Source organism: Cupriavidus sp. MEYA8 (assembly GCF_059278825.1).
In genome coordinates this window covers 2,282,291-2,297,362 of the sequence record NZ_CM181222.1, presented here as the reverse complement: position 1 = coordinate 2,297,362, position 15,072 = coordinate 2,282,291, and the positions used below count along the sequence as shown (strand labels likewise).

The window sequence follows — 15,072 nt, the reverse complement described above, 5'->3', positions numbered from 1 at the left end:
CCTGCGCCTGCCGTCTAGTCTTCTTATCCGGGCCGCGCTGCCGTGCCTTGCCGTTCCGCATGCCGGCGGCCGCCGTCGGCCTGCGCCTGCGCTCAAACCCCTGTCCCGAGGATCGACACCATGTCCAACCCAAAGCTCGAAGTCCTGACCCCGCAAAACAGCCAGCTGATCATCATCGACCACCAGCCGCAGATGGCCTTCGGGGTGCAGTCGATGGACCGGCAGGCCATGAAGAACAACGTCGTCGGCCTGGCCAAGGCCGCCAAGATCTTCAATATCCCGACCACCATCACCACGGTCGAAAGCGAATCGTTCTCCGGTTTCACCTATCCCGAGCTGCTCGACGTATTCCCCGGGCAGAAGACGCTGGAGCGTACCTCGATGAACTCGTGGGACGACCAGAAGGTCCGCGACGCGCTCAAGGCCAACGGCCGCAACAAGGTGATCGTCGCCGGCCTGTGGACCGAGGTCTGCAACACCACCTTCGCGCTGTGCGCGATGCTGGAAGGCAACTACGAGATCTACATGGTGGCCGATGCCTCCGGCGGCACCAGCAAGGAAGCGCACGACTATGCCATGCAGCGCATGGTCCAGGCCGGCGCGGTGCCGGTGACCTGGCAGCAGGTGCTGCTGGAATGGCAGCGCGACTGGGCCCACCGCGACACGTATGACGCCGTGATGAAACTGGTCAAGGAACATTCCGGCGCCTATGGCATGGGCGTCGACTACGCTTACACGATGGTGCACAAGGCGCCGCAGCGCACCGCCACGCCGCACGAGTCGGTGGCGCCGGTGCCGGCGCGCTGATCCCGGCATCCCGCAATGACCGCGGCTTGCGCGCGCCCGCTACGGCGGCGCGCAAGCCAACCTGCCAGGCACCGCCAGGGTGCCTTCTTCCACTTCCTGCTTCCAGGAGGGCCTGATCGATGAAAACCATCACCACCCAGGACGGTACCCGCATCTTCTACAAGGACTGGGGCGCGGGCCAGCCGGTCGTGTTCTCGCATGGCTGGCCGCTGCATGCCGATGCATGGGACGCGCAGATGCTGTTTCTCGCGCGCCAGGGCTTCCGCGTGATCGCCCATGACCGCCGCGGCCACGGCCGCTCGGACCAGCCCGCGCAGGGCAACGACATGGACACCTACGCGGACGACCTCGCCGCGCTGATCGAGGCGCTGGACCTGCGCGACGCGGTGCTGGTCGGGCACTCAACCGGCGGCGGCGAGGTGGCGCACTACATCGGCCGCCACGGCACCAGACGCGTGGCCAAGGCGGTGCTGATCGGCGCGGTGCCGCCGCTGATGCTGCAGACCGACGCCAACCCGGGCGGGCTGCCGCTGGACGTGTTCGACGGCATCCGCAAGGGCGTGGCCGAGAACCGCTCGCAGTTCTACCAGGACCTGGCGGTGCCGTTCTTCGGCTTCAACCGCACCGGCGCCAGGGTCTCGCAGGGCACCATCGATGCCTTCTGGGCGCAGGGCATGGCCGGTGGCATCGTCGGGCAGTACGCATGCATCCGCGAATTCTCGGAGGTCGACTACACCGAGGACCTGAAGAAGATCGACGTGCCCACGCTGATCCTGCATGGCGACGACGACCAGATCGTGCCGATCGACGCCTCGGCCCGGCGCGCCGCCGACCTGGTCAAGGGCGCGACGCTCAAGGTCTACCCCGGCGCCTCGCACGGCATGTGCGTGACCAACGCCGACCAGGTCAATGCCGACCTGCTCGCCTTCCTGAAGGGCTGAGTTCGATGTCATTCACGCGCCGGCAATTCATTGGCACCGCGGCCGCGCTCGGCGCGGCCGTTTCCCCGGAGATCTTCGGCATGCAACCCAGCGCCGCACCCAGCCTCATCCTCGTCAACGGCAAGTTCACCACGCTCGACAAGGCCAACCCGCAGGCGGACGCCGTGGCCATCCGCGACGGGCGCTTCGTCGCCGTCGGCACGCGCCAGGACATCATGAAGCTGGCCGGCGCGCAGACGCAGGTCGTGGACCTGAACGGCCGGCGCGGCATTCCCGGGCTGATCGACAGCCACATGCACATCATCCGCGGCGGCCTGAACTACAACATGGAGCTGCGCTGGGACGGCGTGCGCTCGCTGGCCGATGCCATGCGCATGCTCAGGGACCAGGTCGCGCGCACGCCGGCACCGCAATGGGTGCGCGTGGTCGGCGGCTTCACCGAGCACCAGTTCGCCGAGAAGCGGCTGCCGACCATCGACGAACTGAACGCGGTGGCACCCGATACCCCGGTATTCATCCTGCACCTGTACGATCGCGCCATCCTCAACGGCGCGGCGCTGCGCGCGGTCGGCTACACCAAGGACACGCCCAACCCGCCGGGCGGCGAGATCGTGCGCGACGCGCGCGGCAATCCCACGGGCCTGCTGCTGGCCAAGCCGAACGCCACCATCCTGTACGCGACGCTGGCCAAGGGCCCCAAGCTGCCGCCCGAATACCAGAAGAACTCGACGCGCCATTTCATGCGCGAGGTCAACCGGCTGGGCGTGACCGGCGTGATCGATGCGGGCGGCGGGTACCAGAACTACCCCGAGGACTACAGCATCATCGAGGAACTGCACAAGGAAGGCCAACTGACGGTGCGGCTGGCGTACAACCTGTTCACGCAGAAGCCCAAGGAAGAGCTGAACGACTTCAAGACCTGGACCGCCAAGGTCAAGCCGGGCCAGGGCGACGACCTCTACCGCCACAACGGCGCGGGCGAGATGCTGGTCTACACCGCGGCCGACTTCGAGGACTTCCGCGTCGAGCGCCCCGACATGGCGCCGTCGATGGAGGCCGACCTCGAGCCGGTGATCCGCCTGCTCGCGGAAAAGCGCTGGCCGTGGCGGCTGCATGCGACCTATGACCAGACTATCTCCCGTGCGCTGGATGTCTACGAGAAGGTCGCGAAAGACATCCCGTTCAACGGCCTGAACTGGTTCTTCGACCACGCCGAGACCATTTCCGACCGCAATATCGACCGCATCGCCGCGCTCGGCGGCGGCATCGCCGTGCAGCACCGCATGGCCTACCAGGGCGAGTACTTTGTCGAGCGCTACGGCGCACGCGCCGCCGAGGCTACGCCGCCCGTGAAGAAGATGCTGGAAAAAGGCGTCAAGGTGGGCGCCGGCACCGATGCCACGCGCGTGGCCTCGTACAACCCGTGGGTGTCGCTGTACTGGCTGACCACCGGCAAGACCGTGGGCGGCATGGCGATGTACCCGCAGGCCAACCTGCTCGACCGCGAGACCGCGCTGCGGCTGTGGACCGAGGCCAACACGTGGTTCTCCTCGGAAGTCGGCAAGAAGGGCCAGATCAAGGCCGGCCAGCTCGCCGACCTCGCGGTGCTGTCGGCCGATTACTTCAGCGTGCCCGGCGACGACATCCAGGACATCACCTCGGTGCTGACTATCCTGGGCGGCAAAGTGGTCTATGGCGACGCCGACTTCAGCAAGCTGTCGCCGGCACTGCCTCCGCCGATGCCGGACTGGTCGCCGGTGCGCCACGTGGGCGGCTACCAGCCGCGGCCCGAAGCGCGCAAGCTGGCGCTGAACACGGCGTGCGGATGCGCGAGTTCGTGCGGCGTCCATGGCCATGCGCACGCCAGGGCCTGGACCGCCGGCGTGCCGGCCTCGGACGAGAGCACGTTCTGGGGCGCGCTGGGCTGCTCGTGCTGGGCCTTCTGACCTTAGCCAACCGAGACCGGCCATGCCTGAACCGATGACTTCCCTTCCCCAGGCGTCCACCGGCGCCACCGGGCTGCCGCGCTGGATGCATTGGCTGGCCCTGCTGCTGCTTTGTGCGGCCTACCTGCAGGGCGGCCTGTTCAAGCTGGCCGACTTTCCCGGCGCGGTGGCAGAGATGCGGCACTTCGGGCTGAATCCGCCGGTGCCGATGGCGGCCGCCACCATCGTGCTGGAACTGGGCGCCTGCGCCATGATCCTGCTGGGCTGGCGGCGCTGGCTGGGCGCGCTGGCGCTGGCGGCGTTCACGGTCGGCGCGACCTTCATCGCCAACCGCTTCTGGGAAACCCCGCCGGAAGCCCGCTTCATGATAACCAACGCGTTCTTCGAGCACCTCGGCCTGGCCGGCGGCTTCCTGCTGGTAGCCTGGCACGACCTGCACGAGCGCGCAACCCGGCACGGCTGACCAAAATGGCAGAGCAAGCAACACCCTCCCCGTCCCGCACCGCCGACGGCGGCGCCTTCGCGCCGCTGGCGCAGGCGACGTTTGCCGTGCTGTGGGCGGCCACCATCCTCGGCAACGTCGGCAGCTTCATGCGCGACGTGGCCAGCGCCTGGCTGGCCACCGACCTGTCGTCGTCGCCGGCCGCGGTCGCAACGATCCAGGCCGCCGCGACCTTGCCGGTATTCCTGCTGGCGATCCCTGCCGGCGTGCTGTCCGACATCCTCGACCGGCGCCGCTTCCTGATCGCGATCCAGGTCGGGCTGGCGCTGGTCAGCGGCACGCTGGCGATGCTGGCCTGGCGCAATGCGCTGACGATCGAGATCCTGATCGGCATGGCTTTCCTGGGCGGTGTCGGTGCGGCTTTGATGGGGCCGACGTGGCAATCGATCGTGCCCGAGCTGGTGCCGCAGCAAGAGCTCAAGCGCGCGGTTGCGCTCAACTCCCTGGGTGTCAACATCGCCCGTGCGATCGGCCCGGCGGCCGGCGGCCTGCTGCTGGCGGCGTTCGGCGCGGCCGTCACCTATGGCATGGACCTGCTCAGCTATGTCTTCGTGGTCGCCGCGCTGCTGTGGTGGAAACGCCCGGTGCGCGCCGCCGACCCGCTGCGCGAGCATTTCCTGGGCGCGTTCCGCGCCGGGCTGCGCTTTACCCGCGCCCACAGCAAGCTGCATGTGGTGCTGGCGCGGGCCGCGGTGCACTTTGCCTTCGGCAGCAGCATCTGGGCGCTGTTGCCGCTGGTGGCCAGGCAACTGCTGAAAGGCGGCGCCAGCCTCTATGGCGTGCTGCTGGGCGCGGTCGGGCTGGGCGCGATCCTCGGTGCGCTGGTCCTGCCGCGGCTGCAGCGGCGGCTGGACGCCGACGGGCTGATGCTGCTGTCTGCCATCACCACCGCGGTGGTGATGGCCGGGCTATGCGTGGCGCCGCCGGTCTGGATCGCCCTGTTGCTGCTGCTGTTCCTGGGCGCGGCCTGGATCATCGCGCTGACGACACTCGGCGGCGTGGCGCAGGCGATCCTGCCCAACTGGGTGCGCGGCCGCGCGCTCGCGGTCTACCAGATGGTGTTCAACGGCGCGATGGCGGCGGGCAGCCTGGTGTGGGGCTTTGTCGCGCAGGCGCTGGGCACGCCCGGCGGGCTGCTGGTGGCGGCGGTCGGCATGCTGGCGGCAGCGCTGCTGCTGCACCGGCTGCGCCTGCCCCGCGGCGAAGAGGACCTGGGGCCGGCACGGCACTGGCCCGAACCCGAAGGCGCCGCCGATATCGCGCATGACCGCGGCCCGGTCATGATCCTGATCGAATACTGCGTGCGCGCGCCGGACCGCGATGCCTTCCTGCGCGCGGTCCACCAGCTTTCCGAAGAACGCCTGCGCGACGGGGCCTTCAACTGGGGAGTGCTGGAAGACCCGGCCAACCCGGAGCTGCTGACAGAGTGGTTCCTGGTCGAATCGTGGGCCGAGCATTTGCGCCAGCACGAGCGCGTGCCTCATGCCGATGCCGACCTGCAGCGCGAGGTCATCCGCTTCCATGCCGGCGACAAGCCGCCGCGCGTGCGGCACCTGCTCGGCGTCGGATTGCCGCCTGCCCCGGCAGCGCGTCACTGATCCTCATGTATTTCTTGCTGGAGGCTTTCCGATGAAGCTTTACCTTGTCTCCCTCGGCGCCGGCATTCTTGTCGGCATCATCTACGCGCTGATGCAGGTCCGTTCGCCGGCGCCGCCCGTGGTGGCGCTGGTCGGCCTGCTCGGCATGCTGATCGGCGAACAGGTGGTGCCGCCGGTCAAGCGCCTGCTCGCCGGCGAGCCGGTCACCATTGCATGGTTCCATTCGGAATGCGTGCCCAAGATCACCGGCACCCCAGGCCCGACGCTGAACGCCGCCAGCAAGGCGCCCGTGGACGGCGCAACGCACTGACCGGCTCCGGTCACGCGCCCGGCCCGGGGAGACCGTGTGAATGCCACGCCGGTCATTGCCATCGTCGACGACGACGCTGCCGTGCGGCATGCCATCGGCAGGCTGGTGCGCGCCTTCGGCATGGCGGTGGAGATGTACGCGGATGGGCCGGCATTGCTGCAGTCGTCGTCGATCGACCGCATCGACTGCGTGATCACCGATGTGCAGATGCCGGGCATGAACGGCTTCGCGCTGTGTGAAGCGCTGCGTGCGCGCGGCTTGCGCGTGCCGGTCATTTTCATGACGGCGTTCGACCTGCAGGATTTCGCGCTGCGCGCACGGGCCGCCGGTGCGGCCTGCTTCCTCGGCAAGCCGTTTGACGAAACCGAGATGCTCCGGTGCATCGAGCGTGCGCTGGCGACGCACCGGGGTTCCTGACGCTCGGGGCCGGCTCAGGCCAGCGCCGGATAGTCGACGTAGCCGTGCGGGCCGTTGCCGCCGTAGAGCGATGCGTCCTCGAACGGCTTGTTCAGCGGCTGGTTTTCGCGGAAGCGGCGCGGCAGGTCCGGGTTGGTGATCATCTTGCGGCCGAACGACACCATGTCGGCGCGGCCGCTGCGGATGGCTTCCTCGGCCATTTCCTTCGAGTAGCCGTTGTTGACCATCCACACGCCGCTGTACAGGCGGTGCAGCGCTTCGTAGTCGAACGGCACGTTGTCGCGCGGGCCGCCGGTGTGGCCTTCCACCACATGGATATACACCGGGTGCAGCTTTTCCAGTTCGCGCACGACGTGCTCGAACAGCGGCTTCGGGTTGCTTTCCAGCGCATCGTTGACCGGCGACACCGGCGCCAGGCGCACGCCGACACGTTCGGCACCGATCTCCGCGATCACCGCGGCCATGACTTCGAGCAGGAAGCGCGCGCGGTTCTCGACGCTGCCGCCGTAGGCGTCGGTGCGCTTGTTGGTGCCGTCGCGCAGGAAGGCATCGAGCAGGTAGCCGTGGGCACCGTGCACTTCGACACCGTCGAAGCCGGCGCGGATGGCGTTGGCCGCGGCGGTGCGGAAGTCATCGACGATGCCGGCAATCTCGCCCGCCTCCAGCGCGCGCGGCAGCGAGCATTCGACGTAGCCCTGGCCGTTGATAAAGGTCTTGGCGTTGGCCGCGATGGCCGACGGCGCCACCGGCGCCTGGTTGTCCGGCTGGAAATGCGTGTGCGACATGCGCCCGGTGTGCCAGATCTGCAGGAAGATCCTGCCGCCCTTCGCGTGCACCGCGTCGGTCACCTGCTTCCAGGCTGCGATCTGCTCCGGCGTATAGATGCCGGGCGTGTTGGTGTAGCCCTGGGCCGTGGTCGAGACCTGCGTGGCCTCGGCAATGATCAGGCCCACGCTGGCGCGCTGGCTGTAGTACTCGACCACCATGTCGGTCGGCACCAGGTCGTCGTCGGCGCGGCTGCGCGTCAGCGGCGCCATGGCCATGCGGTTGGCGAGTTCAAGCTTGCCCAGCCTGACCGGCTGGAACAGCGCATCGGCGAGAAAGGCTTCGTTCTGTGCACCCATGAATGGCTTACTCCGAGGTTGGTGATTGGCCGGCCGCAGCAGAAACAGCAGCGGCCGGCTGGAACAGGTGGTTGAACATCAGGTCGACGCTGCGGCGCAACGGCTCGACCGAGCGTTCGAGCTTCATGCGCAGCAAGGCGCCTTCCCAGGTATCCCAGGCCAGGCCGGACAGTTCGGCGGCCGCGATATCCGTGCGGATGGCGCCATCCGCCTGGGCGTCGGCGATCATGCCGGCCAGGCGCTCGCGCCAGGCCAGTTGCGCCGCCTGCAGCGCCACGCGGCAGGTGTCGCTGGACGAGGCGATTTCCGCGGCGAAATTGCCGACCAGGCAGCCGGCGCGCTCCGTTTTGGCTTCGTGGTGGGCAATCATCCGCTCGAAGACATAGCGGATCGCCGCCATCGGCTGCGGCGGCGCCGCTTCCATCATGGCTTCCCACGACCGCTGCAGGTACGCCGCGTACTGCGCGATGATCGCCGCGGCGAACGCTTCCTTGCTGTCGAAATGGTTGTAGAACGACCCCTTCGGCACGCCGGCATGGTCGGTGATCTGCTGGATGCCGGTGGCGTTGTAGCCGTGGCGCGAAAACAGTTCGCGCCCTGCCTTGGTCAGGCGGTTCGGGATGTCGGTCTTGTCTGCGGTGCGGGCCATGGCTGGAATAATATGACCAGTCGTCTTGAAAAGTCAAACGGCAATTTTGCGCCGATTCCGACACTGTCCGTACAGATTGGCCTGGGAAGGTGCCGTTCCCTCTACCTTGGTTCGGCACGCCGCACTTCATAGAATGAAGTTGATTCCTGGACAAGCGGCCGGGGTTCCGCCGCAGCCACCGCCATGCAAGCTGTCGCCTATCCCTACCAGCCGGTGCCGGAACGGGGCACCATGCGCTGCTTCCTGCTGGCCCTGCTGATGCACCTGCTGCTGGGTGCCCTGCTCTACTACGGCGTGCGCTGGCGCAACGCCGTGCCGGAAGGCGTGACAGCCGAACTGTGGGAGTCCGTGCCTGAAGTGGTCATCCCCCCGCCGGCGGTCACGCCGACGCCGACGCCAAAGCCCGTCGAGGAGGAGGACGCCGATATCTCGCTGCAGGAGAAGCAGCGCAAGGCCGAACGTGCCGCCCGCGACGAAGCGCAGCAGGCCCGGCAGCGTGAAAACCAGGCCCGCGCCGACGCGGCCCGCAAGGAAGCACAACGCAAGGCGCAGGAAGAACTGCGCCAGGCCGACAACACGCGGCGCCAGGGCGAACTGGCGCGGTTGCAGGCACAGGCGGGCCACGCCAACGCGGGGACCGGTTCCGGCACCTCCGCGCGGCCTTCGTCGGGCTATGCAGAACGGGTCCGGCAGCGGGTCAAGCCGAACATCATCTTCAACGAAGACGTCGCCGGCAATCCGGCGGCGGTGGTGGCGGTGCACATGGCGCCGGACGGCTCGGTGCTGTCGACGCGGCTGGCCAAGTCGAGCGGCAACGCCGGGTGGGACAACGCCGTGCTGCGCGCGGTCGCGCGCTCGGACCCGTTGCCGCGCGACGAGAACGGTGTCGCGCCGTCGAGCATCAACATCACGTTCTGGCCAAAGGACCAGGGCGGCTAGCCGCGGCGCCGTGCGGGGCGAAACGAAAAAACAGAAGGGAAACGAAAGGGGGTGGTGCCCATGGGCAGGATCGAACTGCCGACCTCTCCCTTACCAAGGGAGTGCTCTACCACTGAGCCACATGGGCGCACGCTCCGGCGAACACCGGAAGATTTGGAGCGGGAGACGAGTCTCGAACTCGCGACCTCAACCTTGGCAAGGTTGCGCTCTACCAACTGAGCTACTCCCGCGTACTTTGGCTCCCCGACCTGGGCTCGAACCAGGGACCTGCGGATTAACAGTCCGTCGCTCTACCGACTGAGCTATCGGGGAATTCATCGCGTTTTCAGCGAAGCGCGGATTCTACATCAACGTTGGCGGGTTTTGAAAGGGGGCAACGACAAAAATCCGCAGAACGTGCTTCGATCGTCGGGCTTGGTGGCGTCGCTGCTCTCAAGCCAACTGAAATCCTGCTACAGGCCGTTGCAGCATCCCCGCTGCCGGCCGAACCGGAAATTGTGCACATTGTGCACACCGAGCGTCCGTCCGCTTGTCCCCATCCACCCGATACGCTTGAATCGGGTCACCCTTCCGGCAGAGGAAGGATGGAGACAAAGATGCCACTTTCCAACACGGCGCGGCCACCGGTACGCGCTGGCCGCACCGAACTGGCGCAGCTGCTTGAGCCCGCCTCGATCGCCATCATCGGCGCCTCGCGCGATACCAGCCGCATCGGCGGCGTCGCGCTCGACCACCTGCAGCGTCTTGGCTACCGAGGCCAGGTTTACCCGGTCAATCCGTGCTACGCGGAGATCGCCGGGCTGGCCTGCTATCCCGATGTCGAGTCCCTGCCGGCGGTGCCGGACGTGGCGGTGCTGGCGCTCGGCGCCGACGAAGTGTTGCCGCAGCTGCAGCGCTGCCATGCCCGCGGCATCCGCGCCGCCATCCTCTATGCGTCGGGCTTTGCCGAGGCGGGCGAAGCCGGCGTCGCGCGCCAGGCGGCGCTGACCGCTTTCGCGCGCGCAAGCGGCATGGCCATCGCCGGGCCCAACTGCATGGGGCTGGCCAACCTGACCACGCGCGCCATCACCGCCTTTGCCACCACCTTCCGCGCCTACCCGCCGCAGGACGGCCCCGGCGCCGTCAGCCTGCTGACGCAGAGCGGCAATGTGTGCGCCATCGTCTATGCCACCGGCCGGCAGATGGACGTGGGCTTTCACCAGTTCATCAATACCGGCAACGAAGCCTGCCTGGACTATGCCGACTATCTCGGCTACCTCGCCGACGATGCCCGGACCGGCGCCGTGGTCGGCTACGTCGAGGGCCTGCGCAACGGCCCGCGCTTTATCGACGCCGCGGCGCGGATGCGCGCGGCGGACAAGCCGCTGATCGTGCTGAAGGCCGGCGAGAGCGAGGCCGGTTCGGCAGCCACACAATCGCACACGGCGGTGCTGGCCGGCAACCAGGCCATCTACCGCGCCGCTTTCGCCCAGGCCGGCGCGATGCAGGCCAGCGATCCGACCCACCTGACCGACCTGGCCTACCTGTCGGGCCTGCGCCAGCGCAGCGCGGGCCGCCGCGTGGTGGTGGCATCGGTGTCGGGCGCGATGGGTGCGCTCTCCGCCGACCTGCTCAGCGCCGCCGGCCTGGACGTGCCGAGCCTGCCCGGGCCGGTGCAGCAGCGCCTGCAGGCGGCCGTGCCGGAGATCGGCTCGGTGGCGAACCCGGTCGACCTGACCGGCCAGCTGTTCAACCGCAGCGGCCTCGCCTATGCCGTGCTCGACAACCTGGCGGCGTTCGACGGCGTGGATGTGATCTTCCTGTACGCCACCGCTTACCTGCTCGACCGCGTGGCGGATGAACTGATCGACGTGGCGGGCAAGACCGGCCGGCTGATCGTGGTCGCCACCACCGGCGAGCCGGCCAGCCGCGCCCGGCTGGCGGCGGCCGGCGTGGCGCTGTTCCCGGACGTGGCGCGCGCCGCCAGGGCATTGGGCACGTATGTCGACTGGCTCGGCACGCAGGCCCGGACCACGCAGTGGATGGGACTGCGCGCGCGCGCCACCGACCATCCGCAGGCCGCAGAACTGCCCGCTCACGCACTGGACGAGTATCAGGCCAAGCACTGGCTCGCCGGTTTCGGGGTGCCGATCGGCGTGGAAGCGGTCGCGGCCACACCCGCCGACGCCGCACGCGCCGCCGCGAGCCTCGGCTTCCCGGTGGCGGTCAAGGTGCTCAGCCCCGACATCGCCCACAAGACCGAAATCGGCGGCGTGCGGCTGGGACTGCGCGATGCACAGCAGGTGCACGACGCCGCCGCGGAAGTGGTTGCCGCCGCAACGCGCGCCAGGCCGGACGCACGCCAGCGCGGCGTGCTGGTGCAGCAGATGGCCAGCGGCGTCTGCGAGTTGATCGTCGGCGTGACGCGCGACCCGGTGTTCGGCCCGGCCATGACGGTCGGCCTGGGCGGGATCTTTACCGAGGTCTTCCACGACGTGGCGCACCGCTTGCTGCCGGTGGACCGCGCCATGGCCCGCGAGATGCTCGCTGGCCTGCGCGGCTACCGGCTGATGACCGGTTTCCGCGGCAAGCCCGCCGCGGATATCGACGCGGCCGCGGACGCGATTGCCGCGCTGTCCGACGCCGCGATGGCGCTCGGCGACTCGCTCGCTGAAATGGAAGTGAATCCCCTGCTGGTGCGCGAAGCCGGCCGCGGTGCGGTCGCGCTCGACGCACTCGTGCTGACGCAGCAGCCGAACCACGACGGAGACCGGCAATGAGAGACGACACCATCGACACCCGCCGCCGCGACACGCTGGCGCTGCTGGGCCTGGGCGCGCTGGCGCCACTGGGAGCACTGTCCTCCGGCGCGCGGGCGGCCGATTTCCCTATGCGGCCGGTCACGCTGATCGTGCCGTTCGCGGCCGGCGGCGCCACCGATACGCTGGTACGCACGCTGGCCGACAGCGCCGGCAAGACGCTGGGCCAGCCCGTGGTAGTCGAGAACAAGCCCGGCGCCGCCGGCGTGCTGGGCGCCAATGTAGTCGCGCGCGCCAAACCTGACGGCTACACGCTGACGGTGATCCCGGAACCCGTGTTCCGGCTGCCCCACCTGCAGAAGACGCAGTACGACCCGCTGCGCGACTTCACCTACGTGATCCACCTGACCGGCTACACGCTGGGCGTCGCGGCGCGCGCCGACGCGCCGTGGAAATCGTGGCAGGAAATGATCGACGATGCGCGCCGCCGTCCCGGCAAGATCAGCTACGGCAGCACCGGCACCAATGGCACCATGCACGTGACCATGGAAGAGATCGGGCAGAAGCTCGGCGTCCAGTTCAACCATGTGCCCTACAAGGGCGAGGCCGAGATCATCGCCGCGCTGATGGGCGGGCATATCGACCTGGGTGTCACGGCCGGCGGCATCGGCCCTTATGTCGACAGCGCCAAGGCGCGCTGGCTGGTGCTCTGGACCGCCGAGCATTCGCGCCGCTGGCCGCGCGTGCCGACGCTGCGCGATGTCGGCGTCGACATCGTGTCCACCTCGCCGTTCGGCATCGCCGGCCCGCGCGACATGGACGCGCAGGCTGTGCAGGTGCTGCACGACGCCTTCCGCAAGGCGCTCAACGAGCCGGCGATGCAGAAGCTGCTGGAGCGGCTCGACCAGGAGAGCGCCTACCTGAACAGCGCCGACTACGCCGCCTTCGCGCGCCAGCGCTACGAAAGCCAGGGCAAGCTGGTCAAGCGCCTGGGCCTGACTGCCAACCCCTGATGTGCTGATCCCGGAGCCCGCATGCAATATCGATCCGTCTTCCACGCCGGCCTGTTCGCCGGCCGTACCGTGCTGGTCACCGGCGCCGGCAGCGGCATCGGCCGCTGCACCGCGCACGAGCTGGCCAGCCTGGGCGCGCGCGTGGCGCTGGCTGGCCGCAAGCTGGAAAAGCTGGAACAGGTCCGCGACGAAATCCTCGACGCCGAGCCCGACGCCGCAGACCGGCTGACGCTGCACAGTTGCGATATCCGCGACGAGGCGCAGGTGCGCGAGAACGTGGCCGCGGTGCTGGCGGCGCACGGCAGCATCGACGGCCTCTTCAACAACGCCGGCGGCCAGTTCCCGTCGCCGCTGCGCGACATCAGCCAGAAGGGCTGGGAAGCCGTGGTGCGCAACAACCTGACCGGCGGCTTCCTGGTGGCGCGCGAATGCTTCACGCAATGGATGGAAGCCAACGGCGGCGCCATCGTCAACATCATCGCCGACATGTGGAACGGCATGCCGGGCATGGGCCATTCGGGCGCGGCGCGCGCCGGCATGCTGTCGTTCACTGAAACGGCGGCGTGCGAATGGGCCGCCGCAGGCGTGCGCGTCAACGCCGTGGCGCCGGGATGGATCGCGTCCAGCGGCTTTGACACCTATCCGCCCGAATTCCAGGTCAAGATCCGCCAGCTGGCGCGCAAGGTGCCGCTGCAGCGGCTGGGCACCGAGGCCGAGGTCTCCGCGGCGGTGGTGTTCCTGCTGTCGCCGGCGGCGGCCTTCATCACCGGCTCGACCCTGCGCGTCGACGGCGGCGTGCCCAACGCCAAGCACACCTGGGCGCAGCCCCAGCACCAGCGCTCGCAGCCGTACAACGGCTTCCCGCTCTACACGCTGCCGCAATGCCTGGCGCCGTCCAACGAGTAAGCGAACACCATGACCCTGCAACCGCCCAACCCGCGCTACTACAGCGCGGACCATGAAGCATTCCGCGCCAGCGTGCGGCGCTTCTTTGAAAAGGAAGTCGCGCCCAATGCCGAGGCCTGGGACGAAGCCGGCAGCTTCCCGCGCGAGCTGTACCGCAAGGCGGCGCAAGCCGGCCTGCTGGCGCCCGGTTTTCCCGAGGAGTACGGCGGCGCGCCGTGCGATGCCTTCTACCGCATGATCCTGTTCGAGGAGCGCGCCTGGGGCGGCTCGGGCGGGATCGCCTCGGGGCTGTTCTCGCACACCATCGGCGCACCGCCGATCGCCGCGGTGGGCAGCGAGGCGCTGAAGGCGCGCGTGCTGCCGCAGATCCTGTCGGGCGAGAAGATCTCCGCGCTGGCGATCACCGAGCCCGACGCCGGCTCCGACGTGGCCCGGCTGTCGACCAGCGCGCGCCGCGAGGGCGACCACTATGTCGTCAACGGCACCAAGCTCTATATCACCTCCGGCATGCGCGCCGACTACATCACCGTGGCCGTGCGTACCGGCGGCCCGGGTGCGGGTGGCGTGTCGCTGCTACTGATCGAAGGCGATACGCCGGGGCTGAGCCGGACGCCGCTGAAGAAGATGGGCTGGTGGGCGTCCGACACCGCGCAGCTGTTCTTCGAGGACTGCCGCGTGCCGGTGGAAAACCTGGTCGGCGAGGAAGGCAAGGGCTTTGCCGCCATCACCCGCAACTTCAACCACGAGCGCCTGGCGCTGGCGGCGGCTGCCTGCGGCTATGCCCAGGTCTGCTTCCACGATGCGCTGGCGTGGGCGCGCGACCGCCATACCTTCGGCAAGCGGCTGGCCGACCACCAGGTGGTGCGCCACCAGCTGGTCGACATGGCCACGCGCATCGAATCCACGCGCGCCCTGCTCGACGACCTCGCCGCGCGCCTGGACGACGGCGCCGCGCCGGTGGCGCAGATTGCGATGGCCAAGAACATGGCCACGCGGACCTTCCAGTTCTGCGCGGACCGCGCGGTGCAATTGCTCGGGGGGATGGGCTATATGCGCGGCAGCCGCGTGGAGCGGCTGTATCGCGAGGTCAAGGTGATGATGATCGGCGGCGGGGCGGAGGAAATCATGAAGGACCTGGCGGCGAAGCAGTTGAGGCTTTAAACGCCTAGCGCCCGCGGCTTC

General features: G+C 68.7%; 14 protein-coding genes and 3 tRNA genes. 12 read left to right on the top strand and 5 right to left on the bottom strand.

Annotated features, from left to right (window positions below; genetic code table 11):
• Nucleotides 1-120 precede the first annotated feature (120 nt).
• The 7 genes from AC5WJ1_RS27440 to AC5WJ1_RS27410 all read left to right on the top strand — a co-directional run bounded on the left by AC5WJ1_RS27440 (nucleotide 121) and on the right by AC5WJ1_RS27410 (nucleotide 6,521).
• Nucleotides 121-807 (top strand): hydrolase, encoded by a 687-nt coding sequence (locus AC5WJ1_RS27440; RefSeq protein WP_135702692.1) that lies wholly within the window; start codon nucleotides 121-123, stop codon nucleotides 805-807.
• Between the two features lie 119 nt (nucleotides 808-926).
• Nucleotides 927-1,748: an alpha/beta fold hydrolase gene (locus tag AC5WJ1_RS27435; RefSeq protein ID WP_135702694.1), complete on the top strand. Its 822-nt coding sequence runs from the start codon at nucleotides 927-929 to the stop codon at nucleotides 1,746-1,748.
• 80 nt (nucleotides 1,749-1,828) lie between these two features.
• A complete protein-coding gene (locus AC5WJ1_RS27430) occupies nucleotides 1,829-3,694 on the top strand; it encodes an amidohydrolase (protein WP_205751613.1) in 1,866 nt (621 codons plus the stop codon).
• A gap of 22 nt (nucleotides 3,695-3,716) precedes the next feature.
• Nucleotides 3,717-4,157 carry a DoxX family protein gene (locus AC5WJ1_RS27425; protein ID WP_133094670.1) on the top strand — a complete coding sequence of 147 codons (441 nt, stop codon included), beginning with the start codon at nucleotides 3,717-3,719 and terminating at the stop codon, nucleotides 4,155-4,157.
• A 5-nt stretch (nucleotides 4,158-4,162) separates the two neighbouring features.
• Entirely contained in the window at nucleotides 4,163-5,794 is a 1,632-nt protein-coding gene (locus tag AC5WJ1_RS27420; protein ID WP_434034642.1) for an MFS transporter, read from the top strand.
• Between the two features lie 31 nt (nucleotides 5,795-5,825).
• Complete coding sequence (locus AC5WJ1_RS27415) at nucleotides 5,826-6,104, top strand: XapX domain-containing protein (RefSeq protein ID WP_135702698.1); 279 nt, start codon at nucleotides 5,826-5,828, stop codon at nucleotides 6,102-6,104.
• Nucleotides 6,105-6,140: 36 nt separating this feature from the next.
• Nucleotides 6,141-6,521: a response regulator transcription factor gene (locus AC5WJ1_RS27410; protein ID WP_195431793.1), complete on the top strand. Its 381-nt coding sequence runs from the start codon at nucleotides 6,141-6,143 to the stop codon at nucleotides 6,519-6,521.
• A gap of 14 nt (nucleotides 6,522-6,535) precedes the next feature.
• Here the strand turns inward: AC5WJ1_RS27410 and AC5WJ1_RS27405 are convergent, their stop codons facing one another.
• Nucleotides 6,536-7,645 (bottom strand): alkene reductase, encoded by a 1,110-nt coding sequence (locus AC5WJ1_RS27405; RefSeq protein ID WP_195431795.1) that lies wholly within the window; start codon nucleotides 7,643-7,645, stop codon nucleotides 6,536-6,538.
• A 7-nt stretch (nucleotides 7,646-7,652) separates the two neighbouring features.
• Complete coding sequence (locus AC5WJ1_RS27400; protein WP_135702702.1) at nucleotides 7,653-8,294, bottom strand: TetR/AcrR family transcriptional regulator; 642 nt, start codon at nucleotides 8,292-8,294, stop codon at nucleotides 7,653-7,655.
• A gap of 183 nt (nucleotides 8,295-8,477) precedes the next feature.
• Between AC5WJ1_RS27400 and tolA the strand changes: the two genes are divergently transcribed.
• Nucleotides 8,478-9,233 carry a cell envelope integrity protein TolA gene (tolA, locus tag AC5WJ1_RS27395; protein ID WP_135702703.1) on the top strand — a complete coding sequence of 252 codons (756 nt, stop codon included), beginning with the start codon at nucleotides 8,478-8,480 and terminating at the stop codon, nucleotides 9,231-9,233.
• 52 nt (nucleotides 9,234-9,285) lie between these two features.
• Here tolA and AC5WJ1_RS27390 read toward each other — a convergent pair.
• The 3 genes from AC5WJ1_RS27390 to AC5WJ1_RS27380 all read right to left on the bottom strand — a co-directional run bounded on the left by AC5WJ1_RS27390 (nucleotide 9,286) and on the right by AC5WJ1_RS27380 (nucleotide 9,545).
• Nucleotides 9,286-9,360, bottom strand: a tRNA-Thr gene (locus AC5WJ1_RS27390).
• Between the two features lie 27 nt (nucleotides 9,361-9,387).
• Nucleotides 9,388-9,463: transfer RNA gene (locus AC5WJ1_RS27385), tRNA-Gly, on the bottom strand.
• 6 nt (nucleotides 9,464-9,469) lie between these two features.
• Nucleotides 9,470-9,545 (bottom strand) — tRNA-Asn (locus tag AC5WJ1_RS27380).
• A gap of 284 nt (nucleotides 9,546-9,829) precedes the next feature.
• Here AC5WJ1_RS27380 and AC5WJ1_RS27375 point away from each other — a divergent pair.
• Genes AC5WJ1_RS27375 through AC5WJ1_RS27360 form a run of 4 tightly spaced genes read left to right on the top strand, consistent with a single transcriptional unit; the run spans nucleotide 9,830 to nucleotide 15,051 of the window.
• Nucleotides 9,830-11,992: an acetate--CoA ligase family protein gene (locus AC5WJ1_RS27375; protein ID WP_494476771.1), complete on the top strand. Its 2,163-nt coding sequence runs from the start codon at nucleotides 9,830-9,832 to the stop codon at nucleotides 11,990-11,992.
• Complete coding sequence (locus AC5WJ1_RS27370; protein ID WP_135702705.1) at nucleotides 11,989-12,984, top strand: tripartite tricarboxylate transporter substrate binding protein; 996 nt, start codon at nucleotides 11,989-11,991, stop codon at nucleotides 12,982-12,984. Before AC5WJ1_RS27375 ends, AC5WJ1_RS27370 begins: the two co-directional genes overlap by 4 nt.
• 21 nt (nucleotides 12,985-13,005) lie before the next feature.
• A complete protein-coding gene (locus tag AC5WJ1_RS27365) occupies nucleotides 13,006-13,890 on the top strand; it encodes an SDR family oxidoreductase (protein ID WP_434034640.1) in 885 nt (294 codons plus the stop codon).
• A 9-nt stretch (nucleotides 13,891-13,899) separates the two neighbouring features.
• Nucleotides 13,900-15,051, top strand: a complete 1,152-nt coding sequence (locus AC5WJ1_RS27360) for an acyl-CoA dehydrogenase family protein (RefSeq protein ID WP_494476770.1) — start codon at nucleotides 13,900-13,902, stop codon at nucleotides 15,049-15,051.
• Nucleotides 15,052-15,072 lie beyond the last annotated feature (21 nt).